This window comes from Reyranella sp. GW821-FHT12G01 (genome assembly GCF_058806575.1).
Genome location: NZ_JBXAPV010000001.1, coordinates 786,513 through 811,626 on the forward strand (window position 1 = coordinate 786,513; position 25,114 = coordinate 811,626).

A 25,114-nucleotide genomic window follows, 5' to 3' on the forward strand; every position below is an offset into this window, starting at 1 on the left:
TCCAAGGAGAACAACCATGCTCACCCGTCGTCTCGCGCTGGGCGCCGCCCTCGCTGCCTCGTCCGTCGCTCTTGCCGGCGCCGCCCATGCCCAGTCGTGGAAGAGCGCCTATCCGGAACTCGTCTTCGCCGTCATCCCGGCCGAGAATGCGTCCGGCGTCACCGAGCGCTACGGCCCGTTCATGGAGTATCTCTCCCAGCAGCTCGGCACCAAGGTGACCCTGCGCGTCGCCAACGACTATGCCGCGGTTATCGAGGGCCAGCGCAACGGCAGCATCCACATCGCGGGCTACGGCCCGGCTTCCTACGCCCGCGCCGTCGTCACCGGCGTGAAGGTCGAGCCGTTCGCCACCACCGTGAACAACGACGGCACGATCGGCTACTACTCGGTCTTCTACGTGCGCGCCGACAGCCCTTACAAGACGATCGACGATCTCAAGGGCAAGAACCTCGGCCTCGTCGATCCGAACTCGACCTCGGGCAACAACGTCCCGCGCTTCGCGCTGAACAAGCTGAAGCTCAATCCCGAGACTTTCTTCGCCCGCGTGACCTATACCGGCAGCCATGAGAACGCGGTGATCGCGCTGCAGCAGAAGACGGTCGACGTCGCCGCCAACTGGTGGAACGCCGAGAACGACTCGAACCTGACGCGCATGGCCTCGAAGGGCCTGGCCAAGACCGAGGACTTCCGCATCATCTATAAGTCGGACCTGATCCCGAACTCGCCGTTCGCCTATCTCGCCAGCCTGCCGCCCGACCTCAAGGCCGCCATCTGGAAGGCCTTCGACGAGGCCCCGACCAAGGCCAAGGTCGCGTTCGACAAGCTCTCCGACGGCAAGGATCGTTCCTTCACCAAGGTCGATGCCGCTGCCTACGAGCCGGTCGTCGAACTGATCAAGTTCATCGACGCGCTGCGCAAGCAGAAGAGCTGATCGGACGCCCTGGGCCTCCTATAAAGGTCCGCGTGTCTTGAGTACACACGTCGTCCGGCTGCCCGAGGCGCAGTTGAGGCCGCTCATGGCGGCCTACGACGCCTCGGTGCGGTCGCGCCGCTGGAACACGCTGCTGATGGCAGCGTGTGTCGCGGCGGCGATGCTTCTCGCTTCGATCTCGGCCGAGGTGTCGCCGGTCAAGCTGCTCGAGAACATCCATCGTTTTCCGAGCTACATCATCCGCCTGTTCCATCTCGAGAACGGCCAGCCTGTCTGGACCGATTTCGGCGAATGGTTCTGGGGCCTCGGCCGCTGGCTGCGGCTGCTCGGCGAGACCCTGCTGATGGCCTATGTCGGCACGGTGCTGGGCGCCGCCGCGGCCTTCGGCCTCGCTTTCCTTGCGGCGGCCAACGTGGCGCCGGGACGCTGGGTGCGCATCGTCGTGCGCCGCTTCTGCGAACTCTGCCGCACCGTGCCTGAGCTGGTCTTCGCGCTGCTGTTCGTGATCGCCTTCGGGCTCGGTCCCATGGCGGGCGTTCTCGCAGTGGTCATCCATACGCTGGGGGCGCTCGGCAAGCTGTTCGCCGAGGTCGTCGAGAATATCGACATGAAGCCGGTCGAGGGTGTGTCGTCGACCGGTGCGCCCTGGCATGTCGCGATGCGCTTCGGGGCGATGCCGCAGGTCCTGTCGAACTTCACGAGCTACGCGCTGCTGCGCTTCGAGATCAATGTTCGTGGCGCGGCAGTCATGGGCTTCGTCGGCGCCGGTGGCATTGGCCAGGACCTGATCGAGGCGATCCGCAAGTTCTACTACTCCGATGTCTCGGCGATCCTGGTGCTGATCCTGCTCACCGTGGCGATCATCGACAGCCTGACCTCGTTGGTGCGGCATCGGCTGATCGGCGCCGAAGGGAAGAACTGATGGACGCCGTGCGCGAGCGCTATCCCGAGCATTTCCGGCGCTGGAGCCAACAGCGGTTCGTGATGATCGGCGTCGGATGTACGATGTTCGCGCTGCTCCTGTTCGGCATGGGCGAGCTGGGCTTCCTCGACGGCACCCTGCTGTCGGGCATGGGCCGGCTGTTCGAGATCGCCGGCCTGATGCTGCCGCCCGATCCTGGATCGTGGGCGCATGCGCGGGCCTATGGCATGGCGCTGATCGAGACGGTGGCCATTGCATTGCTCGGGACCATGGCAGCGGCGGTCCTCGCGTTGCCGGTCGGCCTGCTGGCAGCACGCAACGTCACGGCGCAACGCATCGTGCGCTTCTTCGCGCGGCGCTCGCTCGACACGATCCGCAGCGTCGACATCCTCGTCTGGGCGCTGATCTGGATCAACGTCGTGGGGCTTGGGCCCTTCGCCGGCGCACTCGCCATCATGACCTCCGACATCGGCAGCTTCGGCAAGCTCTTCTCCGAGGCGATCGAAGCGGCCGATCGCAAGCCGGTCGAGGGCATCACGTCGACCGGCGGCAGCCACTTCATGGGCATTCGCTTCGGCATCCTGCCCGAGGTCTTCCCGGTGCTGGTGAGTCAGATCCTCTACTACTTCGAATCCAACACCCGCTCGGCCACCATCATCGGCATCGTCGGTGCCGGCGGCATCGGCTTGCATCTCGCTGAAGCAATCCGCACCCTCGAACTGCAACAGACTTCGTTCATCATCCTGATGATCCTGATCACCGTGGCGGCGATCGACCTCGTGTCCAGTCGGCTCCGCTTCGCCATGATCGGCCGTCGTGCAGGAGTGAGTGCTTGAGCGTTTCGCCCCCGGAGCTACCCCGTTACGCCCTTTACTACGCACCTCGCGCCGAGGAGCCGCTGGCGCTGGCCGCCAGCCGCTGGCTTGGCCGCAACGCCGATACCGGTGAAACGCGCGACATCCTCCCGGTCGCCGGTGTTTCCTATGAGCGGCTGTCCGAGATCGTGGCCGATCCGCGGCTCTATGGCTTTCACGGCACGCTGAAGCCGCCGATCGTCCTGATCGACGGCGCCACCGAACGCGATTTCCTGGCGGCGGTCGGCACGCTCGCCGCGGCGGAACGCCAGATCGACGTCCCGTCGCTCCTGCTGACGGAGCTGCAGGATTTCCTGGCTCTCGTGCCGTCGGACCGCTGCACGGCGCTTCAGGATCTGTCCGATCGCTGCGTCGTCGAATTTGACGAGTTTCGCCGGCCGGCCGATGAGATGGAGCTGGCGCGCCGCCGTGCGCCGGGCCTGACGCAGCGGCAGGACGACCTGCTGGTGCGCTGGGGCTATCCCTATGTGCTGGAGCATGGGCGCTTCCACCTGACCCTGACCGGGCGCGTGAAGAGCCAGGCGGAACGCGACGTCATCCTGCAAGAGCTGCGGCGTCGATTCTCGCGGTTCATCGAGCAGCCGCTGGCGGTCCGTGACCTTTGCGTCTTCCGTCAGCCGGCCCCGGGCCGGCCCTTCACGGTCCTGGCGCGGTTCAGGCTCGGCGGAGGGCGGCGTCTGTCCACTCAAGTCTGGAGAGCAGCCTGACGAAGGCACCGGCGGCCTCGTCGAGGGCGCCATCGTTGACGATCGTCACCAGGCGCGGATCGTCGATCTCGTAGGCTTCGGCCCGTTGCAGGCGCTTGGCCGCTTCGGTGGAATTCTCGCGGCCGCGCCTGGCGAGACGCTGTTGAAGGCGATCGGCCGGCGCGGTGATCAGCACGGGCCGAGCCTGTGAATCGAGGCCGCCGGTCCGCAGGAAATGATCGCGCGAGCCGCTCACCACCACGGTCAGGCCGGCGGCCCGCCAGTCGTGGATCTCGCGGCCGACGCCATAGTCGTTGCCGTGGGCGCCCCAGTGATAGGCGAACAGCCCGTGGGCGCGGCGCATGGCGAACTCCGCGCGCGTCACCGCCACATGGTTCTCGCCACCGCTGTCGGCCGGCCGGGTGATGTAGCGATGCGCGAACACGACGGGCGCGTCGGGCGCGAGCAGCGCGCGCGCGCGGCCGAGGACGGAATCCTTGCCGGCGCCCGAGGGGCCCATGACGTAGATCAGTGCACCCTCCATCGTCGCCGCCCGCCTCAGACGACGCGTTCGCCTTCGCGCCACACGGCGCGGACGATGGCGGCGCCATCGACGGTGCGTACTCTCACCAGGTCGGCACGGCGCTCGGGCGCGATCTCGCCGCGATCGTCCATGCCGACGGCGCGCGCCGGATTGAGCGAGGCAAGCCTGACCGCCTGCGGCAGGGAGACGCCGATGCCGGACGAGGGCAGCTTGAACACGCTCTCCATCAGGCTGGCCGGCACATAGTCCGACGACAGGATGTCGACATGGCCGGCGCGCAGCAGGTCGATGGCGGCGATGTTGCCGGAGTGCGAGCCGCCCAGCACGAGATTGGGCGCGCCCATCAGGATGGCGAGGCCGGCGTCGCGCGAAGCCTTGGCCGCTTCGTGCGTGGTCGGAAACTCGGCGATGGTCATGCCGTTCGCGACGGCTTCCTGGACGTGGTCGTGCGTTGCGTCGTCGTGGCTGGCGATCGGCAGGGCGCGGGCCTGGGCGCGGCCGACGATCTCGCTGCGATGCTTGTTGGCGTTGCGATGATGGAGCTCGGTGACGCGGATCGAGAATTCCTCGAACTGCGCATCGGTCATCGCGTACTTGCCCTTGTAATACTGCTTCAGCTTCTCAGGGTCGAGGAACTGGCGCTGGCCGGGCGTGTGGTCGTTGATCGACACCAGGCCGACCAGCGGCAGGTCGATCCACTTGTCGACCGCCTCGACCGCGTCGTCGGCCGTGATCTCGCAACGCAGGTGGATGCGATGCTCGGCGCGCGTCATGCGCCGGTCGGTGGCGGCGCATACCGCCTCGATCATGCGCTCGCGGTTCTGCACGCGGTCCGACTTGCCGTGGACGTCGCCCAGCGCCAGCGAGTCGAACACCGTGGTGATGCCGGCGGCGCTGATCTGCGTGTCGTGCGCCATGACGGCCGACACGCTGGGCCATTTCACGCCGGGACGCGGCGCGAAGTGCTTTTCCATGTTGTCGGTATGCAACTCGACCAGGCCGGGCACGAGATAGTCGCCCTCGAGGTCGATGGCACCCGGGGTGCAGGACCGCTCCGATGCGATCTCGGCGATGCGGCCATTCCGGACCACGACGGTCCCGTCGAACTCGGCATCGGCGGTGACGACGCGGGTGTTGGTGAGGACGATCTCGAGGCTCATGACGAAACTCCGGCCGGCTGGGCAGGGGGAAGGACCTCATGGACGCGGGTCGCCACGGCGTCGCGCACGTCGGTGTCGTGGAAGATGCCGACGATGGCGGCGCCGGCGTCGCGGCGCTGGCTGATGAGCTCGACCACGCCGTCGCGATTGGCGATGTCGAGCGAGGCCGTCGGCTCGTCGAGAAGGAGGATCGGATAGTCGACGATCAGCGATCGGGCGATGTTGACCCGCTGCTGCTCGCCGCCGGAGAAGGTCGCGGGCGGTAGCGTCCACAGGCGGGCGGGAATGCCCAGCATGCCCAGCAGGAACTCGGCGCGCTGCCGTGCCTCGGCCGGATCGATGCCACGCTTTCTCAAGGGCTCGGCCACGACATCGACGGCGGAGACGCGGGGGATGACGCGCAGGAACTGGCTGACGAAGCCCATGGTGCGGTGACGCACGTCGAGCACGGTGCGCGGCTCGGCGCCGACCAACTCGGTCCAGGTCTCGTCCTGGCGCACCCGGATCGAGCCGCTGTCGGCGCGGTAGTTGCCGTAGAGCGAGCGCAGCAAGGTGCTCTTGCCGGCGCCCGAGGGGCCGACCAGCGCCAGGCATTCGCCGGGCGACACGCAAAGCGCTACGTCGCGCAGCACGGGCAGCGCCAGGTCGCCCTGGGCATGGACGACGAAGGACTTGGTGAGGCCGGAGACGCGAAGGGCGGGCTGGGAGGAGGTCATGCGCTCACACCGGCAGGATCGAGGCGACGAGCATTTGCGTGTAGGCGTGCTGCGGATCGTCGAGCACCTGGTCGGTGAGACCGTGTTCCACGACCGTGCCGCCCTGCATGACCATCAGCCGGTGCGTCAGCAGACGCGCGACGCCGAGATCGTGGGTCACCAGCACCGCCGACAGATGCAGCCCTTCGACGAGGCCGCGCAGCAGGTCGAGGATGCGCGCCTGCACCGAGACGTCGAGGCCGCCGGTCGGCTCGTCCATGAAGACCAGCCGAGGCTTGCTCACGAGATTGCGCGCAATCTGCAGGCGCTGGCGCATGCCGCCGGAATAGGTGCCCGGCCGGTCGTCGAGCCGCGCGGCATCGATCTCGACCCGTGCCATCCACTCGGTGGCCTCGCGACGGATCTCGCCATAGTGGCGGGCGCCCACGGCCATCAGCCGCTCGCCGATGTTGGCGCCGGCGCTGACGCCCATGCGCAGGCCCTCGCGCGCGTCCTGGTTCACGAAGCCCCATTCGGTGCGCGCCAACAGACGGCGTCGCGCCTCCGAGAGGCGATGCACGTCGACGCTGCCGGCGGACTGCGCTTCGTAGGTGACGGCGCCGCCGTCGGGCACGAGGCGGCCGGCCAGGCAATTGAGCAGGGTCGTCTTGCCCGAGCCCGATTCGCCCACGATGCCCAGCACCTCGCCGGGCCACAGATCGAAGCTCACGTCGCGACAGGCGATGCGGCCGCCGAAGTGCTTGGTGACGCCGCTGGCGGAGAGGAGCGGTCCGCTCATCGCCGGCTCTCGCAATAGTCGGTGTCGGAGCAGACGAACAGGCGCTTGCCCGCATCGTCGACGATCATCTCGTCGAGGAAGCTTTCCTTCGAGCCGCACAGTGCGCAGCACTCGCTCCAGGTCTCGATCTCGAATGGATGGTCGTCGAAGTCGAGGCTCTTCACCGGTGTGTGCGGCGGCACGGCATAGATGCGCTTCTCGCGGCCGGCGCCATAGAGCTGCAGCGCGGGGCTGCGGTCGAGCTTGGGATTGTCGAACTTCGGGATCGGCGAGGGGCTCATGATGTAGCGCCCGTTCACCATCACCGGATAGTTGTAGGTCTTGGCGATGCGGCCATGGCGGGCGATGCTTTCGTACAGGCTCACCTGCATCACGCCGTATTCCGACAGCGCATGCAGCGTCCTTGTCTCGGTCTCGCGCGGTTCGAGCATGCGCAGCGGCTCGGGAATCGGCACCTGGAAGACCAGGATCTGGCCGTCCTCGAGCGGCGTCTCCGGCACGCGATGCCGAGTCTGGATGATGGTGGCTTCCTCGGTGTGCGTCGTCGTGGCGACGTCGGCCACCTTGGCGAAGAAGCGGCGGATCGAGACGGCGTTGGTCGTGTCGTCGGCGCCCTGGTCGATCACCTTCAGCGTGTCGTCTCGGCCGATGATGGCGGCCGTCACCTGGATGCCGCCGGTACCCCAGCCATAAGGCAACGGCATCTCGCGGCCGCCGAACGGCACCTGATAGCCGGGTACCGCCACCGCCTTCAGAATGGCGCGGCGGATCATCCGCTTCGTCTGTTCGTCGAGGTAGGCGTAGTTGTAAGAGCCGTCGTGGATCGTCGTGTCGGGCATGGCTCACTCCGCCGCCTGGCTAAGGACGGACTGCTCGCGGCGCTTCTCGACCTCGGCGCGCAGCGTGCGCACCACCACCAGTTCGGACTGGAAATCGACGTAGTGCGGCAGCTTGAGGTGCTGCACGAAGCCCGAGCCCTCGACATTGTCGCTGTGCGCCAGCACGAATTCCTCGTCCTGCGCCGGCGACGTCGCGGCCTCGCCCAACTCATCGGCGCGCAGGGCGCGGTCAACCAGGGCCATGGCCATCGCCTTGCGCTCGGCGTGGCCGAACGTGAGACCGTAGCCGCGCGTGAACTGCGGCGGCACGTCGTGCGAGCCGGCGAACTGGTTGACCATGTCGCACTCGGTCACTTCGATCTCGCCGATCTCTATGGCGAAGCCGAGCTCCTCCGGCACGAACGAGACCGGCACGTGGCCGTAGCGGATCTCGCCGACGAAGGGATGGTTGTTGCCGTAGCCGCGCTGCGTCGAATAGCCGAGTGCCAGCAGGAAGCCCTCGTCGCCGCGCGCCAGGTTCTGCAGACGCAGCGGACGATTGGCCGGCAGCACCAGCGGCTGGCGCGTCAGGTCGTCGGCTTCAGCTTCCTTCTGTGCCGGCGGCGGCTCGAGCAGGCCGTCGCGCTGCAGGATGTCGCCGACCCTCGGCAGGTCGTTGGTCGTGTCCGCTGGCGCCGTGGCGGCGTCCGGGCGCTTGCCCGAGGCGGCCAGCGAGAAGTCGAGCAGGCGGTGCGTATAGTCGTAGGTCGGACCCAGCACCTGGCCGCCCGGCACGTCCTTGAAGGTCGAGGAGATGCGGCGCTCCGCCACCATGCGGCTGGTGTCGAGCGGCTCCGACGCACCGAAGCGCGGCAGGGTCGTGCGATAGGCGCGCAGCAGGAAGATCGCTTCGATCAGATCGCCGCGCGCCTGCTTGATGGCGAGCGCCGCGAGGCCGCGGTCGTAGCATGAGCCCTCGGTCATCACGCGATCGACGGCGAGGCCGAGCTGCTGGTCGATCTGTGTCAGCGAAAGTTCGGTGATGTCGCGATCGCCGCGGCGCTTGTCGGCAACGAGGTCCAGCGAATGGGCGATGGCGGTCTCGCCACCCTTGACCGCTACATACATGGTCAGGCCTCCACGGCGATGCTGCGCGGCAGCGCGAGAAGTCGGGTGCCCGCGGTGAAGACGAGGTCGACGCCGCAGGGGAACAGCGCGTGGTTGGCGGCCCAGGCCGACCAGAAGTCGGCGCCGAGTCCTGCGATCGAGAGGCGCGCCTCGCCGTCGATGCCGGGGCCACGGCACAGATGGGTGGGGCCCGCGTCGAGCGACGGCACTTCGACGATCAGCGTCGCGGCGCGATCGGGATAGGTATCGGTGCCGATCGGGAAGCCCGCGAAAGGATCGGCGTCGCTGGTCGCGATGACGGCAAAGGCGGCGGCTTCGCGCTCGTCGACGATCGGCACGCCGGCGTGGAAGCGCAGGAAATCGCGCACGGCCTGGGTGTCGAACTCGGCGTCGAGCCAGAGCGGCGTCTCGCGATCGGCCAGGGTCAGCAGGAAGGCGGTGGCCGCCTGGCTCAGCGTGCCAGGTCCCTCGGGGGCATCGCGCAATTCGACGATGCGGCCGGGATGGGAGAAGGCGTCGAGCACATCGCGGAACAGGCGCTGCGCGTCATGCGAAGGATCGGCGAGACCCGGGGCAAGCAGGATGGGCGTGTTGATGTCGGAGGTGATGCTCATGATCCGGCCTCGCGGGCCACGGTGAAGAAATCGACCTTGGTGGCGGCGGCGCGTGCGGCGATCAGGCGATGACGCGCCTCGGCTTCGTCGGCGAGCGGCGTCACGATTTCAGTGTCGAGCCTCTCGACCCACTCGGCGCGCTGGCCCAGCGCATCGATCGCGGCGGCGGTCTCGGCATGGCGGGCGTCACGGCCGCCGACATAGCCGAAGCCCATCTCGCCGCTGTCGAGGCGGACCGCGGCGCGCGTGACCGTCATCTCGCCGGCACAGAAAGGTGCGCCGGTACCCGAGATGCGGCCCTGCACCATGACCAGCCCGATCTCGGGCCGGCGCAGGACGATGTAGGTGGGAGTGGGGCCGAGGGCCTGCCAAAGCGCCTGCAGGCGCGCGCTGGGCGCTTTCGCGAGGACGGAAAGCCACCGGCGACGGCGCTCGATCGACGGGTTCGGAGACATGGGGCGCTCTTGAAAGAGGCGCACCATCTATTCGCTGCGTTACCGTTCGAAGGGCGCGGCGTTAAGTTCGTGTGACAGTGGGTAGTCTTATCCTCGGATATCTAACCCATTGATCAGAAAAGATAATTTTTTACATACGGAGTGACATTCACTGCGACAGGTCGTCTTTGTAACCGGATTGTCACATATTCGTCATAGGAGAGAGACGTACGGCTCCTAGATGACGGGCGCTTCGAAATTCAACGAAGGAGAACCCCGTGAACCTTACCAAGATCGTCCTCGCGGCAGCCCTGGCGATGTCGCCGGCTGCGGCCTACGCCATCGACATTTCCGGCGCCGGCGCGACCTTCCCGTATCCGATCTATGCCAAGTGGGCCGACAGCTACAAGAAGGAGACCGGCAACGGTCTCAACTACCAGTCGATCGGCTCGGGCGGCGGCATCAAGCAGATCAAGGCCAAGACCGTGACCTTCGGCGCCACCGACGCGCCGCTGACCGGCAAGGAGCTCGACGAGTCGGGCCTCGCGCAGTTCCCGATGGTGATGGGCGCGATCGTCCCCGTCGTGAACCTCGACGGCATCAAGCCGGGCGAGCTGACCCTCGACGGCCCGACCGTCGCCAAGATCTACCTCGGCGAGATCAAGAGCTGGGATGATGCCGCGATCGCCAAGCTGAACCCCAACGCCAAGCTGCCGAAGCAGGCGATCGTGCCGGTCCGTCGTTCGGACGGTTCGGGCACGACCTACAACTTCGCCTACTACCTGGCCGACGTGAGCCCGGACTGGAAGTCGAAGGTCGGCGTGAGCACTGCTCTGCAGTGGCCGGTGGGCATCGGCGCCAAGGGTAACGAAGGCGTTGCCGGCAACGTCGCACAGACCAAGGGCTCGATCGGTTACGTCGAGTACGCCTACGCCAAGCAGAACAAGCTGATCCACACCAAGATGGTGAACAAGGCCGGCAAGACGGTCGAGCCGACCTCGGCCACCTTCCAGGCTGCCGCCGCAAACGCCGACTGGAAGTCCCAGCCCGGCTACGGCGTGATCCTCGCCAACCAGCCCGGCGACCAGTCCTGGCCGATGACGGCCGCGACCTGGATCCTGCTCTACAAGAAGCCGGAGAAGCCCGCCGAGACCGCCGAAGCGCTGAAGTTCTTCGCCTGGTCCTACGCCAAGGGTGGCAAGGCTGCTGAAGAGCTCGACTACGTGCCGATGCCGGCCAACGTGATCGGCGACATCCAGAAGATGTGGCAGGCCGAGATCAAGAGCGCCGACGGCAAGCCGCTCTACTCGCCGACCAACTAAATGACGACAGGGCGGGTGGCGACACCCGCCCTTCATTCTTGGGGAGGCCAATGGCTTCGGGGGAACGGGACGTGAGTGAAGTTGCATTGAAGGGCGCAAGCGCGCCGGCGGCGGTGTCGGCCTCACGGGCCGCCGTATTGAGAAAACTGAGGCTGACCGATTCGATCTTCCATGGGCTGACGCGCGGCGCATCGCTGGCCGTGCTCGCCCTGCTGAGCGGCGTCATCATCGCCCTCATCGTCGGCGCCGCGCCGGCGCTCGGCACCTTCGGCTTCGGCTTCCTGTTCGACGAATCTTGGAACCCGGTCACCGAGCGGTTCGGTGCGCTGGCGCCGATCTTCGGCACGCTGGTCACCTCGTTCATCGCCATGCTGATCGCGGTGCCGGTCGGCCTGATGGTGGCGTTCTTCCTGACCGAACTCTGCCCGAAGATGCTGCGCCGCCCGATCGGTATCGCCATCGAGCTGCTGGCCGGCATTCCAAGCATCATCTACGGCATCTGGGGCCTGTTCGTGTTCGCGCCCTTCCTGCAGCAGTACGTGCAGCCGCTGTTCATCGACACGTTCCAGAACGTGCCGGTGCTCTCCACGCTGTTCGCGGGCCCGCCGTACGGCATCGGCATGTTCACCGCCGGTCTCATCCTGGCGATCATGGTGCTGCCCTTCGTGACCTCGATCTCGCGCGACGTGTTCGACGCGGTGCCGCCGGTCCTCAAGGAAGCCGCCTACGGCGTCGGCTGCACTACCTGGGAAGTGTTCCGCAACGTCGTCCTGCCGTTCACGCGCGTGGGCGTCATCGGCGGCTTCATGCTGGGCCTCGGCCGCGCGCTCGGCGAGACGATGGCCGTCACCTTCGTGATCGGTAACGCCCATCACGTGTCGGCCTCGCTGTTCGCACCGGGCACCACGATCTCGGCCTCGATCGCCAACGAATTCACCGAGGCGGTCGGCGATCTCTACACCTCGTCGCTGATCGCGCTCGGCCTCATCCTCTTCTTCATCACCTTCATCGTGCTGGCCATTGCCCGCTACATGCTGCTGCGCCTGCAGCAGCAGGGGAAGTAACGTCATGGCCACCACTGCAAATCCGACCGCCGGCAAATCGGCCGCGATGAACAGCCCGCTCTATGCCGGCCGCCGTCGCCGCAATGCGATCGCCAAGGGTCTGGCGTGGGCCGCCACGGCCTTCGGCCTGGGCTGGCTGGTCCTCATTCTCGGCGTGCTGCTCTACCAGGGCATCGGCGGGCTTTCGCTGGCCGTGTTCACCGAGAATACGCCGCCGCCGGGCGCCGCGGGCGGCCTGCTCAACGCGATCGTCGGCAGCATCGTGATGACGGTGCTGGCGGTGATCATCGGCACGCCGATCGGCATCCTGGCCGGCACCTACCTCGCCGAGTACGGCCGTCACGACAAGCTCTCGAGCGTCGTGCGCTTCATCAACGACATCCTGCTCAGCGCCCCGTCGATCGTGATCGGCCTGTTCGTCTACGAGATCCTGGTGGCGCCGATGGGCCACTTCTCGGGATGGGCCGGCGCTGTCGCCCTGGCCGTCATCGTGATCCCCGTCGTCGTGCGTACGACCGAGGACATGTTGACCCTGGTGCCGGACACGCTGCGCGAGGCGGCCGCCTCGATCGGATTGCCGCGCGCCCACATGATCGTCCGCATCGCCTATCGCGCGGCGCAGGCGGGCATCGTCACCGGTATCCTGCTGGCCATCGCCCGCATCAGCGGCGAGACCGCGCCGCTTCTGTTCACCGCGCTGAACAACCAGTTCTTCAGCATGAACATGGGCGCGCCGATGCCCAGCCTGCCGGTGGTCATCTTCCAGTTCGCCCTTTCACCCTATGCCGAATGGCAGAAGCTCGCCTGGACCGGCGCGCTCCTGATCACCGTCACTGTGCTGGGACTCAGCATCCTGGCCCGTTCGCTCACCTCCGCGAGGAAGTCCTAATGTCTATGCAATCCACGGACGGGCCCAACGTCGCCGTTCCTGTCGCCAGCCACGCCAAGCTCGACGTCTCGAAGCTCACCGCCAAGATCTCGCTGAAGAACCTCGAGTTCTTCTATGGCGACAGCCGGGCGCTCAAGGGCATCAACATGTCGCTCTACGCCAACAAGGCGACGGCCTTCATCGGACCGTCGGGCTGTGGCAAGTCGACCCTGCTGCGCATCCTGAACCGGATGTACGACCTCTATCCGGGCCAGAAGGCCACGGGCGAGGTTATGTTCGATGGCGACAACCTCTTGCGCGACGGCCAGGACATCAACCTGCTGCGCGCGCGCATCGGCATGGTGTTCCAGAAGCCGACGCCGTTTCCGATGTCGATCTACGAGAACATCGCCTTCGGCATTCGTCTCTACGAAAACCTCCCGAAGTCGGAAATCGACGGCCGGGTCGAGCACGCGCTGCGTCGCGGCGCCCTGTGGGACGAGGTCAAGGACAAGCTCAACGCCAGCGGCCTCAGCCTGTCGGGCGGCCAGCAGCAGCGCCTCTGCATCGCGCGCACTGTGGCGGTGAAGCCGGAAGTCATCCTGTTCGACGAGCCGTGCTCGGCGCTCGATCCGATCTCGACGGCCAAGATCGAGGAACTGATCGACGAGCTGAAGCAGGACTACACGATCGTCATCGTGACCCACAACATGCAGCAGGCCGCCCGCGTCTCCGACTTCACCGCCTTCATGTACCTGGGCGAGCTGGTCGAGTTCGGCCCGACGGCCACGCTGTTCACCACCCCGACCGACAAGCGGACGCAGGCCTACATCACCGGCCGCTTCGGCTGATCCGGCACGACAAAGAGAAGAAGGGACAGACCATGCCCGAACATACATTGAAGCGGTTCGACGAAGAGCTGGAGCGGCTGAGCGCCACGATCAGCGAGATGGGCGGCCTGGCCGAAAGCCAGCTCGCCCAGTCACTGGTGGCGCTTCGCGAGCGCGACACGGAAGTCGCCGAGAAGGTGATCGCCGAGGATCCCCGCGTCGACGCGCTCGACGAGGCGGTGCAGGAACAGACCGTGCGGTTGCTGGCGCTCCGCCAACCGATGGCGGTTGACCTGCGCGTCATCCTGTCGTCGATCAAGATCGCCGCGGCGCTCGAGCGCATCGCCGACTACGCCAAGAACACCGCCAAGCGCAGCATCGTGCTGAGCCATTCGACGCCTCCGGTCTCGGCGATCAACGGCATCGACCGGCTGGGCCGGCTGGTGCGCACCGCCCTCAAGGACGTGCTCGACGCCTTCGCCCATGGCGACGTGGTCAAGGCCCACGATGTGTGGGAGCGCGACGAGGAGATCGACCAGGTCTACACCGCCCTGTTCCGCGAGCTGCTGACCTACATGATGGAGGATCCGCGCACGATCACCGCGTGCACGCACCTCATGTTCATGGCCAAGAACATCGAGCGCGCCGGCGATCACGTCACCAACATCGCCGAACTGGTGAGCTTCCGCTCGACCGGCCATGGCTTCGACGAGGCCCGGCGCAAGGGCAGCGCGGCGATCTACGCGCCGACCAACAGCAACACGGGCGCCACGCCGTGAGCATGGCAGCCACCAGCCCCACGCGTCGCGACGCGCAAACCTCGTCGATGAAGCCGCACGTGCTCATCGTCGAGGACGAGACGGCGTTGGTCGAGCTGCTGCGCTACAATCTCGAACAGTCGGGCTTCAAGGTCGCCGTCGCCTATGACGGCGAGGAGGCTCTGCGCTCCGTCCAGGAAGACGTGCCCGACCTCATCCTGCTCGACTGGATGCTGCCGCTGATGTCGGGCATCGAGGTCTGCCGCCAGCTTCGCCGGCAGACGTCGACCGCCAACGTGCCGATCATCATGCTGACGGCGCGCGGCGAGGAGGGCGATCGCGTGCGCGGCCTCGACGCCGGCGCCGACGACTACGTCCCCAAGCCTTTCTCGCCGACCGAGCTGGTGGCGCGTATCCGCGCCGTGCTGCGGCGCATCCGTCCGGCATTGGCCGACGAGGCGCTGTCCTACGCCGACATCGTGATGGACCTGGTGGCGCATCGCGTGACCCGCGGCGGCAAGCCGCTGCATCTCGGTCCCACCGAATTCCGTCTGCTGCGCCATTTCATGGAGCATCCCGGTCGCGTCTTCTCGCGCGAGCAGCTCCTCGACTCGGTGTGGGGCAAGGACGTCTACGTCGAGGCTCGCACCGTCGACGTTCATATCCGCCGCCTGCGCATCGCGCTGAACGGCGAGAGCCATGTCGACGTGATCCGCACCGTCCGCGCCGCCGGCTACGCCCTGGACTCGACGCCCGGCTGATTTGGACCGCGGGCCCGGAGGCCCGCGGTCCAGAAAAGGGTTTTCCACACGGTCAGTAACGGTTTTGTAGCGTCCCCCGCCTAGACAGGGCGTGCCCGTTCCTCGCAGGCATCCCACGCCCCGCTCCCGGAACGGGCCGGTTCCCCCGGCTCGGACACGACACCGCAGCCGAATTACTGACCCCTCCTTCCCTCAGGAAGGAGGGGTTTCTTTTTCGAAATGACGCCGGACGATCACCGCCAGCACCAGTGCCGGCAGGCCGAGCAGGGCTGTGTAGACGAAGAATATCGCGTAGCCGCCGAACTTGTGGGTGGCGGAGAACTCTTCCTGCAGCCTGTCGACGACCCATCCCGAGGAGCCGCCGAGCAGCTTGCCGGGCAGGGTCATGATCGAGGTGAACAGCGCGTACTGCGTCGCCGTGTAGGCCGTGTTGGTGAGGCCCGACAGGAAGGCGATGAAGATCGAGCCCGACATGCCGCCGACCAGATTGTCGACGCTGATGGCGATGGTGAGGATCATCAGGTCGGGCTGGCCGACCCAGGCGAGCCACGAGAAGGTGAGATTGCTCGCCGCGATCAGGAACACCGCCGGCGCCAGGAGGCGCGCCGCGCCCATGCGGAACACCATCGCACCGCCCAGCAGCGCGCCCAGGATCGTCATGACGAAGCCGAAGATCTTGGAGACGTCGGCGATCTGGTCCTTGCTGAAACCCATGTCGATGTAGAACGGGTTTGCCATCACGCCCATGGCAATGTCCGACAGCCTGAACAGGCCGATGAACAGCAGCAGCAGGACGGCCATCCAGCCGTAGCGCGCGAAGAAGTCGACGAACGGGCAGACGATGGCGCCATAGACGAAGATCAACGCCTTGCGTGCCCAGTCCGGCATCGATCCGAGACTCGCGGCGAAAGTGGCGACCTTGCCTTCGAGTTCGGTCGTGCCGGTCGACGCGCGCCGTTCAGGTTCCGAGATCAGGAGCGTCGTGGCGATGCCCACGAGGCCCAGCGCCGCCATCGTCTGATAGGCCGCCGTCCAGGAGACGAACTGCGCCACGTAGAGCGCGCCCGCGCCGGCCGCGAGGACGGCGATGCGATAGCCGAGCTGGTAAGTCGCGGCCGTCGCGCCCTGCAGGCTCGCATCCGTCGCCTCGATGCGCAGGGCGTCGAGGGCGATGTCCTGCGTGGCCGACGAGAAGGCGACGACCAGCGCGAACACGACCATCCACCAGAGGTCGGTGCGCGGATCGCAGAACGCCATCGCGAGCAGGCCACCGGCGATGCCGCTCTGCGCCAGTAGCATCCAGGAGCGGCGACGTCCCAGCCAGCGCGTCAGCAGGGGAAGCCGCACTCGGTCGACGACCGGCGACCACACGAACTTGAAGGAGTAGGTGATGCCGATCCAGCTGATGAAGCCGATCGCGGTACGGCTGATGCCGTATTCGCGCAGCCAGGCCGAGAGGGTCGAGAAGACCAGCAGGAACGGCAGCCCGGCCGAGAAGCCGAGGAACAGGAACTGGACGACGCGCGGGTGGCGGTAAGTCGCAAGCGACTCCCGCCAGCCCCGCGCCTGTGCGTCAGCGCTCAAATCAGGCCCTTGAGCGGCTGCTCGGGCCGCGCGCCGACATGGGAGATCACTTCGGCCGCGGCGATGCCGCCCAGCCGCGCGCATTCGGCCAGCGGCTTGCCGTGGGTGAAGCCGAACAGGAAGCCCGCGGCATAGAGATCGCCGGCGCCGGTCGTGTCGACGACCTTGGCGACGGGGGCCGCCGGGACCTCATAGGTCTCGCTGCCCTTGATCACGACCGAGCCCTTCGAGCTGCGCGTGAGGGCGGCGATCTTGGCCTCCTTGCGGGCGGCCTCGAGGGCCTGCTCGAAGGTCTCGACCTCGTAGAGCGCTTTGATCTCGTCCTCGTTGCCGAACAGGATGTCGACCTTGTCGCGGATCAGGTTGCGGAACTCCTCGCGATAGCGATGGACGCAGAAGGAATCCGACAGGGTGATCGAGACCTTGCGGCCGGCGGCGCGCGCGGCGTCGAAGGCCTTGAGCACGGCCTGCTTGGCGGCCGGCGCATCCCACAGATAGCCCTCGACATAGGTGACCTGGGCCGAGGCAACGCGCTTGGCGTCGATGTCGGCCGGTCCGAGGCCGGTGCAGGCGCCGAGATAGGTGTTCATGGTCCGCTGCGCGTCGGGCGTCACCAGGATCAGGCAGCGCGCCGTCGCCGGACCCTCGGTCGCGGCCGGTGTCTCGAAGGACACGCCGGTCGCCTTGAGGTCGTGGCCGAACACCTTGCCGAGCTGGTCGTTGCGCACCTTGCCGATATAGGCGCCCTTGCCGCCGAACGAGGCGATGCCGGCCATGGTGTTGCCGCACGACCCGCCGGACACTTCGACACCGGGACCCATGCCGTCGTAGAGCTGCTCGGCGCGGGCCTCGTCGATCAGCATCATGCTGCCCTTCACCAGGCCGTGCTTGCCGAGGAAGGCTTCATCGGAACGCGAGATGACGTCGACGATGGCGTTGCCGATTCCCAGCACGTCGAAGGTAGCGGATGTCATGAGGTCTCCCACAGCGTCACAGTGATACCAGGTGCATGCCCGGCTTGGTCTCTTCCAGCAAGGTCACGATGCCGGCGACCGAGAAGGGTACGTCGGCCCGCAGGCTCGCGCGATCGATGTCGAGGGACCGCAGGCCCATTTCGCATACGATCAGGCGTCCGCCAAGTTCGATGCAAGCCTGCAGCAGCGTCTCGAAGTCGCCGACGCCGCGGGCGCGATTGCGGGCGTCGCTTTCCCAGTCGCGCAGCGCCGGGGGCGAGCCCTGCAGGGCGCGGATGCCGCCCATGGTAAAGAACAGCACGGCCGGCTTGTTCACGGCCAGCGCCGCCGCGGCGAGCGCAAGCCCGTAGTGGACGCTCTCGTAATCGTCGGAGCGCAGGATGACCGAGAGACCGCCTTCACTCATGACGTCGCTCCCGCAGGACTGCCGCAGGTCGGGCAATCCGGCCGCTTGGTGACCGCCAGCGTCTCGAAGGAGGCGTTGAGCGCGTCGTACATCAGCAGCGAGCCGGAGAGCGAGCGCCCGACGCCCAGGATCTCCTTCACAACCTCGGTGGCCTGCAGCGTTCCCAGGGTGCCGGCCAGCGCGCCCAGCACGCCGGCCTGCGCGCAGCTCGGCACGGCATCCTCCGAAGGCGCCGCGGGGAAGAGGCATCGCAGGCAGGGATGCCCCGCGCCCTGCCAGGCCTTGTAGGTCGAGATCTGGCCGTCGAAGCGCAGGATCGCCGCCGAGACCAGCGTCTTGCGCAGCCTGTAGCAGACGTCGTTCAGCAGATAGCGCGTGGCGAAGTTGTCGCTGCCGTCCGCCACGATGTCGTAGCCGGCGACGATGCGCTCGGCATTGTCCTCGGTGAGGCGCTCGTCATGCGCCTGCACGCGCACTTCAGGATTGATCTCTTCCAGCGCGCGGCGTGCGCTTTCGACCTTGGAGACACCCACGTCCGACGTACGGTGAATCACCTGCCGCTGCAGGTTCGAGAGGTCGACCGTGTCATGGTCGATCACGCCGAGCGTGCCGATGCCGGCCGCGGCGAGATACTGCAGGAGGGGTGCGCCGAGCCCGCCGGCGCCGACGACCAGGACTTTGGTCGCAATCAGCTTCGACTGGCCGATGCCGCCGATCTCCGCCAGCACAATATGTCGCGCGTAGCGGCGGATCTGCGTTTCCGACAGGGCAGGTAGCGACGTCATGGTCCGCTTATAGCATGGGACCCGTCATCCAATGGCTGTATCAGCGAGCCCGATGACCTCGACCTCAACACGTCCGTCCCTCACGCCAGCGCTTCTCTTCCTGCTCGCCCTGCTTTCGGCCTTCACGCCGCTGTCGATCGACATGTACCTGCCGGCGCTGCCGGTGATCGCCGTCGACCTGCACGGCAGCGCCGGCGACATCCAGCTCACGCTGTCGTCGTTCATGATCGCCTTCGGTGTCGGCCAGATCTTCTACGGGCCGGCGGGCGACCGCTTTGGCCGCAGGCCGGTCATCCTGGGCGGTCTCGCCATCTATGTCGTGACCAGCGTCGGCTGCGCCTTCGCCATGGAAGCGGGCCATCTCGTGGGCCTGCGCTTCCTGCAGGGGCTGGCGGCGTGCGGCGGCGTGGTGCTGGCGCGCACGATGGTGCGCGACCTCGCCGAGAAGGACCAGGCCGCGCGCGCGATGTCGCTGATGATGGCCTGCACCTCGATCGCGCCGATGCTGGCGCCGCTGATCGGCGGGCAGATCCTGTGGTTCCTGGGCTGGAGGGCGATCTTCTGGGTGCTGGCCTGCATCGGCTTCATCGCACTGACCCTGGCCTATATCCGCCTGCCCGAGACCTTGCGGCCGGAGTATCGCCAGCCGCTGGTGCTGTCGGCGATCATCAAGCGCTTCGGTGAGCTGATCCGGCATCGCGCGTTCATGGGTTACGCCTTCACCAGCTCGTTCATGTTCTCGGCACTGCTCTCGTTCATCTCGGGCTCGCCATTCGTGTTCATCGAACGCTACGGCGTGGCGCCGCGCAGCTACGGGCTGATCTTCGGCAGCATGATCATCTTCATGACGGTCGGCAGCCTGCTGAACGCCAAATTCGCGCCGGTTTTCGGAGCGGACAAAATCCTGCGCTACGCCGTCATCGTGCCGGGCGTCACCGGCCCGATCGCGCTGGTGCTTGGCTGGATCGAGGCGCGCTACGGCACGATCGGCATGTGGCCGTTCTTCCTGTGCTTCGGGCCGCAGATCGCGACCATCAGCCTGATTGGCCCCAACTCGATGGCGATGGCCTTGCAGCGCTATCCGCACATGGCGGGTACGGCATCGTCGTTGATGGGCGTCATGCAGTTCGGCCTGGGCGCGGTGTTCGGCGCCGTCGTCGGCCAGACCTTCGACGGCACCATCGCGCCCATGACGACCGCGATGGGCATCGCGGGCGCCCTCTGCCTGATCTCGCACCGCGCGCTGGTGCGGCGCGGCTACTAGGTCAGCGGCGCAGGTCGATCGTCAGCAGATCGCCGCGGTCGTTGCCGACCGCCAGCCTGAAGCCGTCGGATGACCAGGCGAGGCAGGTGATGGCCGAGCCGTCGGCCATCTTCAGGACGACCGAGCGCTTGGTCTTGATGTCGCCGAGCTGCAGCTCGCCGGAGTCGTAGCCGCCCGCCACGAACTCGGCGGCGGGATGGGCCGCGACAACGGTCATCAGGCCCGCGCCCTCGTCGCCGAACTGCAGCGGTGGCTTGCCTTCGGGACCCTTGCCCGCGAAGGGCCAGGCGGTGAAGACCGGCTGCGAGGAGGTGTAGAGGAAGCGCGCGTCGGCGGTCCAAGACAGCGACTTCACCTTGGCGGGATAGCCCTGCATGCGCATGTCGGTGGCCTGCGCCACGCGCCAGACATGGATGTCGTTTTCCTGCGTGCCGGTGGCGATGAACTTGCCGTCGGTGCTCCAGCGCAACGCGACGTGGCTGCCCTGCCAGGCGAAGCGGCGCGGCGGCAGAACGACTTCCTTGCTGAGACTCCATACGGTGATGCCGCCGTAATGCGCGCAGGCGACCCGGCTGCCGTCCTTGCTGAAGTCGAGGCCCGCCACCGTGCTGGGATGCGGACCGAACTCGCGGACCTCGCCATCGCGGATCAGGAACATGCTCCTGCCAGCCGAGGCGGCGACCGCACCCGTCTTGTGGGCGACGAGATGCTCGATCCACTTGCCCTTCTGCGCCAGCAGTTCCGTCGCCGTGCCGTCGGCTGCGACGCGCAGCACGCGACCGTCGTCGCCGCCGCTCACGAAGCCGTCGCCCGTTGGGTCGCCGGCGAGCGACAGCACGACCCCAGCGTGCAGCGGCGTTGCCGCGTCGGGCACCGGGGCCTTGATGTCGGCGGGCAGGATCCGCACGCAGCCATCGCCCAGGGCGAAAGCCACGAGCGTGCCGTCGCGGTTGAAGGCACAGGCCGCGGCGGGAGCGTCGGTCGCGAGGGAGCGGGCCGGGGGCAGCGTCTGCTGCCAGGCCGGATTGGCGAGATCGATCTTCACGGGATTACTTCAGGCACTCTTCGAAGCCGCGCTGGAGATTGTCGCCGTCGAGGTTGCGGCCGATGAAGACCAGCTTGCTCGAGCGCTTGTCGCCGTCCTTCCAGAGCGTACCCCAGGCGCTGTCCATCATCATATGGACGCCCTGGTAGACGTAGCGGCGCGGCGCGCCGTCGATCGACAGGATGCCTTTGCTGCGGAAGATGTCGCCGCCCTTGATCTGCAGCAGCGCGCCCATCCACTTCTGGAACTTGTCGGGATCGACCGGCCGGTCGGCGGTGATCGACAGGCTCCGGACCTCGTCCTCGTGATGATGGTCGTGGCCGTTGTGCAGGAAGTCAGGTTCGAACTCGAGGATGCGGGCGAGGTCGAACGCGCCCTTGTCGAGGATGGCGTCGAGCTCGATCTGGCTCTTCTGGGTGTGGAAGATGCGGGCGTAGCGGTTGATGCCGCGGATCTTGTCCTCGACCTTCTTGAGCTCGTCGGCGCTCACCAGGTCGGTCTTGTTGAGCAGGATCACGTCGGCGAAAGCGACCTGCTGCTCGGCCTCGGTGCCCTGGTCGAGCTGGCCGAAGAAGTGCTTGGCGTCGATGACGGTGACGATGGCGTCGAGCCGCGTCTTTGCCTTCACATCGTCGTCGGTGAAGAAGGTCTGCGCGACGGGGCCGGGATCGGCCAGGCCGGTCGTCTCGACCAGGATACCGTCGAACTTGTCCTTGCGCTTCATCAGCCCTTCGATGATGCGGATCAGGTCGCCGCGCACGGTGCAGCAGATGCAGCCGTTGTTCATCTCGAACACTTCCTCGTCGGCGTTCACCACGAGGTCGTTGTCGACGCCCAGCTCGCCGAATTCGTTCACGATGACGGCGTATTTCTTGCCGTGCTGCTCGCTCAGGATGCGGTTGAGAAGGGTGGTCTTGCCGGCACCGAGATAGCCGGTGAGCACGGTGACGGGCACTTGCGCTTGAGCCATTGAAGAACCTCGAAAAATGGCCCTTGAGATAGGGTGTTCAGCGGGGCTGCGCAACTGCGGCTCCGGCGCTAGCATGCACCTGTTCACGGAGGTTGTCGGCTTGCCGGGCAGGGGTCCTTACAGCGGCCTTCCCAACTATGATCCTGACTACTGCCGCGCGGTCGTACGGCGGACGGCGGACGGCTGTCGGTTGCCTTGCCGTGCTCGTTGTCGAGGTCCTGGTTCTCCTGTTCGTCGATCCGAGTACCAGCCGCTGCCCGGGATGGATCGTGCCGTCTCAGGGCTCGGCGGATTCGCTGTGGGCGATGGTGGGGCTAATCACAGGGCTGCCCACCGCATGGATATGCTACGTGGCGTTCCGCTGGGATCAGAAATTCTCCGCGCAGATCTACGATCGCATTCTCCGTCCGCGACCCTCGATGTTTGGTTTCGGCAATGTGGTAGAGCCGCGACTAATCGATTTCGACCATCTGTTTCTGATGGTTTGTATTTCCTGGTGTCTTACGTCAGCCGTACCGTTGGGCATGATGCTTTTCGGGTGTACGAGCCTGCCAAGGTATCTTGGATACTAAGGCCGCTCGCCCCGGATCAGCTTGGGCAGGTCGCCGACCAGGCCCATCGCGTGGCGGACGAAGAACTTACGCAGCGCCGGCACCCGGTTCACCGCGGCGAGGCCCGCGTCGCGCACCAGCCGGAGCGGCTTGATGTCGTTGGAGAACAGCCGGTTCAGCAGATCGGTGGCCGCGACCATGGTGAGATTGTCCGCCCGGCGCCATTGCGCGTAGCGCTCCAGCGTGTCGGCGCCGCCGACATCGAGGCCCAGCCGCTTGGCGTCGACCATCACTTCGACGAGCGCCGCGATGTCCCGCACGCCGAGATTGTAGCCCTGGCCCGCGATCGGATGGATGCCGTGTGCGGCATCGCCCACCAGTACCAGCCGCGTGTCGATGTAACGCTCGGCATGGACGAGACGCAGCGGATAGGACCAGCGCGGCCCCGCCGATGCGACCGGCCCGAGATGGTCGCCGAACCGCCGCGCGAACTCCGCCTGGAAGGCCGGTGCATCGAGTTCGAGCAAACGGCGCGCGAGATCGGCACGTTCGGTCCAGACGATCGACGAGCGATGTTCGCCTGCCGGACCGTCGGTCATCGGCAGGATGGCGAAGGGGCCGCCGGGCAGGAATTTTTCCTGGGCGACGCCGCGATGCGGCTCGCTGTGGTGAGCGACGAGGACGATCGCGATCTGGTCGTAGGACCAGCTCCGCGCGCCGATGCCGGCATCCTCGCGCATCGAGCCGAAGCGGCCCTCGGCCGAGGCGATCAGGCGTGCCGCGATGCGCCGTCCGCTCTTCAGCCCGAGGCTGGCGCGATCGGGCCCGCGCTCGCTGTCGACGACTTCGTCGGGCGAGACCAGTTCGACCTTGGCGCAGGCGCCGAGCCGGCGCAGCAGCGCCGCGCGCAGGAAGCGGTTCTCGACGATCCAGCCCATCGGCGCGGCCGTGTCCGGATCCTCGGCGGCTTCACGATGGTCGAAATGCAGGAAGAGCGGACTGGCGCGGCCGTCATGGCCGGCGTCGGAAATCCGGATGTCGCGGATCGGTTCGGCGACGGCTGCCAACTCGTCCCAGATGCCGAGCGCCGCGAACAGTCGCTGGCTGGTGTAGGCGATGGCGGTGGTGCGGCCGTCGAAGCCTGCTTCGGTGAGCGAGGCGAGCGGTACGCGGTCGATGAGGGCGGTCGAGAGCCCCGATTCGCCGGCAGCGAGGGCCAGAAGGCTGCCGTTGAGGCCTGCGCCTACGACGGCGAGGTCGAAAGAGGCGAGGTCGAGAGGACGACTATCCATGGACCATAGATGGCAGCCGCCCCGCGGGGCGGCAACCCTCTACGGTCGCATGGATCGGTCGATCAGAACGCCTTCGAGATGCCGAGGATGACGCGGCTGGCGCAGTTCTGGGTGCCGAGGCAGTCCTGAACGCTGAGGTTCGTTCCGGTGTAGGCGGCGGAGATGTCGAAGCCGTAGACGGAGACGACGACGCCGGCCTGCCAGTCCCAATAATTGTCGTTGGGAATACCGTAGTTGATGTTCCGCTCGACATACTGGTTGCCGATGGTGCCGAACACCTTGAAGGCGACGTTCTCGTTCACATACAGGAACGGCAGCGGCACGGTGAGCGAGGCCCACTTGTACCAGGCGTTGCCCGAGTTGGCGAAGAAGTTGGGGCTGTAGCGGATCGCGGCGCTGAGCTGGGCGACGCCGAAATCGTATCCGGCGACGAGGCCGAATTCGCTGAAGTCGTAGAACAGGTTCGAGGGCGCGCTGAGGTAGTTGTAGCGGATGTAGCCCAGGTCGAAGGTGAGCTTGTCATCCATCAGCTTCAGCCGGAGACCGGTGAGCAGGTCGATCTCGGCGGTGGTGCCCGTGCCGGGGAAGTTCACGTTGGAGCCCCAGGCGCCGACATAGGCGGTCAGCGGGATCTTCTCGCTGACGGGCGCGGTCTCGTAGCCGAAGGCGGCCTGGACGGCGACCTGGCGCTGGGTCTGCGAGATACCGCGATAGGAGTAATCGTTGAGGACGGCGAAGCCGGCGGTGAAGGTGCCGCCGAACGGAGCCTTCCAGGTCTCCTTCTCGGGCGCGGCCGGAGCGGCCGGATCCGGCGTGCCCTGGGCCACTTGCTGCGGCGCGGGCTGAGCAGCCGGCGTCACCTCGACGGTCTGCGGGTCTGGCGTTCCCTGTGCATAGGCAGCGCTCATTGCACACATTGTGATCAGCGCGGATGCCAGAACTGCGGATTTTTTAAGCAACACAACCACCCCCAAAGACTTATGACTTGTTTCCGCCCCAATCCCTGCAAGCCGTGTGCCAACCCGTCAAAGGGA

The 25,114-nt window shown here is 66.7% G+C and carries 27 protein-coding genes; 11 read left to right on the plus strand and 16 right to left on the minus strand.

The genetic code is table 11. The annotated features are described in order from the left end of the window. Positions 1 to 16: 16 nt before the first annotated feature. From phnD to AC1RP5_RS03820, 4 genes are read left to right on the plus strand one after another with little or no spacing between them, the layout of a single operon-like run. Positions 17 to 931, plus strand: a complete 915-nt coding sequence (gene phnD / locus AC1RP5_RS03805) for a phosphonate ABC transporter substrate-binding protein (RefSeq protein WP_493109248.1) — start codon at positions 17 to 19, stop codon at positions 929 to 931. Between the two features lie 37 nt (positions 932 to 968). Then, positions 969 to 1,853 (plus strand): phosphonate ABC transporter, permease protein PhnE, encoded by an 885-nt coding sequence (gene phnE / locus AC1RP5_RS03810; RefSeq protein ID WP_493109249.1) that lies wholly within the window; start codon positions 969 to 971, stop codon positions 1,851 to 1,853. Further along, positions 1,853 to 2,689: a phosphonate ABC transporter, permease protein PhnE gene (gene phnE / locus AC1RP5_RS03815; RefSeq protein ID WP_493109250.1), complete on the plus strand. Its 837-nt coding sequence runs from the start codon at positions 1,853 to 1,855 to the stop codon at positions 2,687 to 2,689. The genes phnE (AC1RP5_RS03810) and phnE (AC1RP5_RS03815) overlap by 1 nt, the downstream gene beginning before the upstream one ends. After that, positions 2,686 to 3,435 (plus strand): DUF1045 domain-containing protein, encoded by a 750-nt coding sequence (locus tag AC1RP5_RS03820; protein WP_493109251.1) that lies wholly within the window; start codon positions 2,686 to 2,688, stop codon positions 3,433 to 3,435. The genes phnE (AC1RP5_RS03815) and AC1RP5_RS03820 overlap by 4 nt, the downstream gene beginning before the upstream one ends. On the opposite strand, the gene phnN is transcribed toward AC1RP5_RS03820, so the two are convergent. The 8 genes from phnN to phnG are packed head-to-tail and all read right to left on the minus strand — an operon-like array spanning position 3,383 to position 9,627. After that, positions 3,383 to 3,958, minus strand: a complete 576-nt coding sequence (gene phnN, locus AC1RP5_RS03825) for a phosphonate metabolism protein/1,5-bisphosphokinase (PRPP-forming) PhnN (RefSeq protein ID WP_493109252.1) — start codon at positions 3,956 to 3,958, stop codon at positions 3,383 to 3,385. The genes AC1RP5_RS03820 and phnN overlap by 53 nt on opposite strands. Before the next feature lie 14 nt (positions 3,959 to 3,972). Next, positions 3,973 to 5,118 carry an alpha-D-ribose 1-methylphosphonate 5-triphosphate diphosphatase gene (locus AC1RP5_RS03830; protein WP_493109253.1) on the minus strand — a complete coding sequence of 382 codons (1,146 nt, stop codon included), beginning with the start codon at positions 5,116 to 5,118 and terminating at the stop codon, positions 3,973 to 3,975. Beyond that, positions 5,115 to 5,834 (minus strand): phosphonate C-P lyase system protein PhnL, encoded by a 720-nt coding sequence (phnL, locus tag AC1RP5_RS03835; RefSeq protein WP_493109254.1) that lies wholly within the window; start codon positions 5,832 to 5,834, stop codon positions 5,115 to 5,117. The genes AC1RP5_RS03830 and phnL overlap by 4 nt, the downstream gene beginning before the upstream one ends. Positions 5,835 to 5,838: 4 nt before the next feature. Next, positions 5,839 to 6,612, minus strand: coding sequence for a phosphonate C-P lyase system protein PhnK (gene phnK, locus AC1RP5_RS03840; RefSeq protein WP_493109255.1), 774 nt, complete (start codon positions 6,610 to 6,612; stop codon positions 5,839 to 5,841). After that, positions 6,609 to 7,451 carry an alpha-D-ribose 1-methylphosphonate 5-phosphate C-P-lyase PhnJ gene (locus tag AC1RP5_RS03845; RefSeq protein WP_493109256.1) on the minus strand — a complete coding sequence of 281 codons (843 nt, stop codon included), beginning with the start codon at positions 7,449 to 7,451 and terminating at the stop codon, positions 6,609 to 6,611. The genes phnK and AC1RP5_RS03845 overlap by 4 nt, the downstream gene beginning before the upstream one ends. Before the next feature lie 3 nt (positions 7,452 to 7,454). Next, complete coding sequence (locus AC1RP5_RS03850; RefSeq protein ID WP_493109257.1) at positions 7,455 to 8,558, minus strand: carbon-phosphorus lyase complex subunit; 1,104 nt, start codon at positions 8,556 to 8,558, stop codon at positions 7,455 to 7,457. A gap of 2 nt (positions 8,559 to 8,560) precedes the next feature. Beyond that, positions 8,561 to 9,172, minus strand: a complete 612-nt coding sequence (gene phnH, locus AC1RP5_RS03855; protein ID WP_493109258.1) for a phosphonate C-P lyase system protein PhnH — start codon at positions 9,170 to 9,172, stop codon at positions 8,561 to 8,563. After that, positions 9,169 to 9,627 (minus strand): phosphonate C-P lyase system protein PhnG, encoded by a 459-nt coding sequence (gene phnG, locus AC1RP5_RS03860; RefSeq protein WP_493109259.1) that lies wholly within the window; start codon positions 9,625 to 9,627, stop codon positions 9,169 to 9,171. The genes phnH and phnG overlap by 4 nt, the downstream gene beginning before the upstream one ends. A 257-nt stretch (positions 9,628 to 9,884) precedes the next feature. Between phnG and pstS the strand changes: the two genes are divergently transcribed. Genes pstS through phoB form a run of 6 tightly spaced genes read left to right on the plus strand, consistent with a single transcriptional unit; the run spans position 9,885 to position 15,209 of the window. Further along, the gene (gene pstS, locus AC1RP5_RS03865; protein ID WP_493109260.1) at positions 9,885 to 10,928 is read left to right on the plus strand and encodes a phosphate ABC transporter substrate-binding protein PstS; all 1,044 of its coding nucleotides are present in this window, start codon (positions 9,885 to 9,887) and stop codon (positions 10,926 to 10,928) included. 50 nt (positions 10,929 to 10,978) lie between these two features. After that, positions 10,979 to 11,992, plus strand: coding sequence for a phosphate ABC transporter permease subunit PstC (pstC, locus tag AC1RP5_RS03870; RefSeq protein ID WP_493109261.1), 1,014 nt, complete (start codon positions 10,979 to 10,981; stop codon positions 11,990 to 11,992). Positions 11,993 to 11,996: 4 nt separating this feature from the next. Continuing rightward, on the plus strand, positions 11,997 to 12,881 hold the full coding sequence (gene pstA, locus AC1RP5_RS03875; protein WP_493109262.1) for a phosphate ABC transporter permease PstA: 885 nt from the start codon (positions 11,997 to 11,999) through the stop codon (positions 12,879 to 12,881). Continuing rightward, on the plus strand, positions 12,881 to 13,711 hold the full coding sequence (gene pstB, locus AC1RP5_RS03880) for a phosphate ABC transporter ATP-binding protein PstB (protein WP_493109263.1): 831 nt from the start codon (positions 12,881 to 12,883) through the stop codon (positions 13,709 to 13,711). The genes pstA and pstB overlap by 1 nt, the downstream gene beginning before the upstream one ends. A 32-nt stretch (positions 13,712 to 13,743) precedes the next feature. Beyond that, positions 13,744 to 14,469, plus strand: a complete 726-nt coding sequence (gene phoU, locus AC1RP5_RS03885; RefSeq protein WP_493109264.1) for a phosphate signaling complex protein PhoU — start codon at positions 13,744 to 13,746, stop codon at positions 14,467 to 14,469. 47 nt (positions 14,470 to 14,516) lie between these two features. Further along, positions 14,517 to 15,209 carry a phosphate regulon transcriptional regulator PhoB gene (gene phoB, locus AC1RP5_RS03890; protein WP_493113291.1) on the plus strand — a complete coding sequence of 231 codons (693 nt, stop codon included), beginning with the start codon at positions 14,517 to 14,519 and terminating at the stop codon, positions 15,207 to 15,209. Between the two features lie 192 nt (positions 15,210 to 15,401). On the opposite strand, the gene AC1RP5_RS03895 is transcribed toward phoB, so the two are convergent. The 4 genes from AC1RP5_RS03895 to AC1RP5_RS03910 are packed head-to-tail and all read right to left on the minus strand — an operon-like array spanning position 15,402 to position 18,958. Next, positions 15,402 to 16,793, minus strand: a complete 1,392-nt coding sequence (locus AC1RP5_RS03895) for an AmpG family muropeptide MFS transporter (RefSeq protein WP_493109265.1) — start codon at positions 16,791 to 16,793, stop codon at positions 15,402 to 15,404. Beyond that, positions 16,790 to 17,767, minus strand: a complete 978-nt coding sequence (locus tag AC1RP5_RS03900; RefSeq protein ID WP_493109266.1) for an adenosine kinase — start codon at positions 17,765 to 17,767, stop codon at positions 16,790 to 16,792. The genes AC1RP5_RS03895 and AC1RP5_RS03900 overlap by 4 nt, the downstream gene beginning before the upstream one ends. 16 nt (positions 17,768 to 17,783) lie before the next feature. Beyond that, entirely contained in the window at positions 17,784 to 18,173 is a 390-nt protein-coding gene (locus AC1RP5_RS03905; protein WP_493109267.1) for a DsrE family protein, read from the minus strand. After that, positions 18,170 to 18,958 (minus strand): HesA/MoeB/ThiF family protein, encoded by a 789-nt coding sequence (locus AC1RP5_RS03910; protein WP_493109268.1) that lies wholly within the window; start codon positions 18,956 to 18,958, stop codon positions 18,170 to 18,172. Before AC1RP5_RS03910 ends, AC1RP5_RS03905 begins: the two co-directional genes overlap by 4 nt. A gap of 31 nt (positions 18,959 to 18,989) precedes the next feature. Here AC1RP5_RS03910 and AC1RP5_RS03915 point away from each other — a divergent pair, with 31 nt between their 5' ends. Then, positions 18,990 to 20,222 (plus strand): Bcr/CflA family multidrug efflux MFS transporter, encoded by a 1,233-nt coding sequence (locus tag AC1RP5_RS03915; RefSeq protein ID WP_493109269.1) that lies wholly within the window; start codon positions 18,990 to 18,992, stop codon positions 20,220 to 20,222. A 1-nt stretch (position 20,223) separates the two neighbouring features. Here the strand turns inward: AC1RP5_RS03915 and AC1RP5_RS03920 are convergent, their stop codons facing one another. The 4 genes from AC1RP5_RS03920 to AC1RP5_RS03935 all read right to left on the minus strand — a co-directional run bounded on the left by AC1RP5_RS03920 (position 20,224) and on the right by AC1RP5_RS03935 (position 24,988). After that, the gene (locus AC1RP5_RS03920) at positions 20,224 to 21,267 is read right to left on the minus strand and encodes a WD40 repeat domain-containing protein (protein WP_493109270.1); all 1,044 of its coding nucleotides are present in this window, start codon (positions 21,265 to 21,267) and stop codon (positions 20,224 to 20,226) included. Between the two features lie 4 nt (positions 21,268 to 21,271). Beyond that, on the minus strand, positions 21,272 to 22,237 hold the full coding sequence (locus AC1RP5_RS03925; protein WP_493109271.1) for a CobW family GTP-binding protein: 966 nt from the start codon (positions 22,235 to 22,237) through the stop codon (positions 21,272 to 21,274). Between the two features lie 568 nt (positions 22,238 to 22,805). After that, entirely contained in the window at positions 22,806 to 24,080 is a 1,275-nt protein-coding gene (locus AC1RP5_RS03930) for a UbiH/UbiF/VisC/COQ6 family ubiquinone biosynthesis hydroxylase (RefSeq protein WP_493109272.1), read from the minus strand. A 62-nt stretch (positions 24,081 to 24,142) separates the two neighbouring features. After that, positions 24,143 to 24,988: a TorF family putative porin gene (locus AC1RP5_RS03935; protein WP_493109273.1), complete on the minus strand. Its 846-nt coding sequence runs from the start codon at positions 24,986 to 24,988 to the stop codon at positions 24,143 to 24,145. Positions 24,989 to 25,114 lie beyond the last annotated feature (126 nt).

Coding starts and splice junctions, on each gene's coding strand:
- phnD (WP_493109248.1), top strand. CDS start 17: ATGCTCACCCGTCGTCTCGCGCTGGGCGCCGCCCTCGCTGCCTCGTCC.
- phnE (WP_493109250.1), top strand. CDS start 1,853: ATGGACGCCGTGCGCGAGCGCTATCCCGAGCATTTCCGGCGCTGGAGC.
- phnN (WP_493109252.1), bottom strand. CDS start 3,958: ATGGAGGGTGCACTGATCTACGTCATGGGCCCCTCGGGCGCCGGCAAG.
- AC1RP5_RS03830 (WP_493109253.1), bottom strand. CDS start 5,118: ATGAGCCTCGAGATCGTCCTCACCAACACCCGCGTCGTCACCGCCGAT.
- phnL (WP_493109254.1), bottom strand. CDS start 5,834: ATGACCTCCTCCCAGCCCGCCCTTCGCGTCTCCGGCCTCACCAAGTCC.
- phnK (WP_493109255.1), bottom strand. CDS start 6,612: ATGAGCGGACCGCTCCTCTCCGCCAGCGGCGTCACCAAGCACTTCGGC.
- AC1RP5_RS03845 (WP_493109256.1), bottom strand. CDS start 7,451: ATGCCCGACACGACGATCCACGACGGCTCTTACAACTACGCCTACCTC.
- AC1RP5_RS03850 (WP_493109257.1), bottom strand. CDS start 8,558: ATGTATGTAGCGGTCAAGGGTGGCGAGACCGCCATCGCCCATTCGCTG.
- phnH (WP_493109258.1), bottom strand. CDS start 9,172: ATGAGCATCACCTCCGACATCAACACGCCCATCCTGCTTGCCCCGGGT.
- phnG (WP_493109259.1), bottom strand. CDS start 9,627: ATGTCTCCGAACCCGTCGATCGAGCGCCGTCGCCGGTGGCTTTCCGTC.
- pstC (WP_493109261.1), top strand. CDS start 10,979: ATGGCTTCGGGGGAACGGGACGTGAGTGAAGTTGCATTGAAGGGCGCA.
- pstA (WP_493109262.1), top strand. CDS start 11,997: ATGGCCACCACTGCAAATCCGACCGCCGGCAAATCGGCCGCGATGAAC.
- pstB (WP_493109263.1), top strand. CDS start 12,881: ATGTCTATGCAATCCACGGACGGGCCCAACGTCGCCGTTCCTGTCGCC.
- phoU (WP_493109264.1), top strand. CDS start 13,744: ATGCCCGAACATACATTGAAGCGGTTCGACGAAGAGCTGGAGCGGCTG.
- phoB (WP_493113291.1), top strand. CDS start 14,517: ATGAAGCCGCACGTGCTCATCGTCGAGGACGAGACGGCGTTGGTCGAG.
- AC1RP5_RS03900 (WP_493109266.1), bottom strand. CDS start 17,767: ATGACATCCGCTACCTTCGACGTGCTGGGAATCGGCAACGCCATCGTC.
- AC1RP5_RS03905 (WP_493109267.1), bottom strand. CDS start 18,173: ATGAGTGAAGGCGGTCTCTCGGTCATCCTGCGCTCCGACGATTACGAG.
- AC1RP5_RS03910 (WP_493109268.1), bottom strand. CDS start 18,958: ATGACGTCGCTACCTGCCCTGTCGGAAACGCAGATCCGCCGCTACGCG.
- AC1RP5_RS03915 (WP_493109269.1), top strand. CDS start 18,990: ATGGCTGTATCAGCGAGCCCGATGACCTCGACCTCAACACGTCCGTCC.
- AC1RP5_RS03925 (WP_493109271.1), bottom strand. CDS start 22,237: ATGGCTCAAGCGCAAGTGCCCGTCACCGTGCTCACCGGCTATCTCGGT.
- AC1RP5_RS03930 (WP_493109272.1), bottom strand. CDS start 24,080: ATGGATAGTCGTCCTCTCGACCTCGCCTCTTTCGACCTCGCCGTCGTA.
- AC1RP5_RS03935 (WP_493109273.1), bottom strand. CDS start 24,988: ATGAGCGCTGCCTATGCACAGGGAACGCCAGACCCGCAGACCGTCGAG.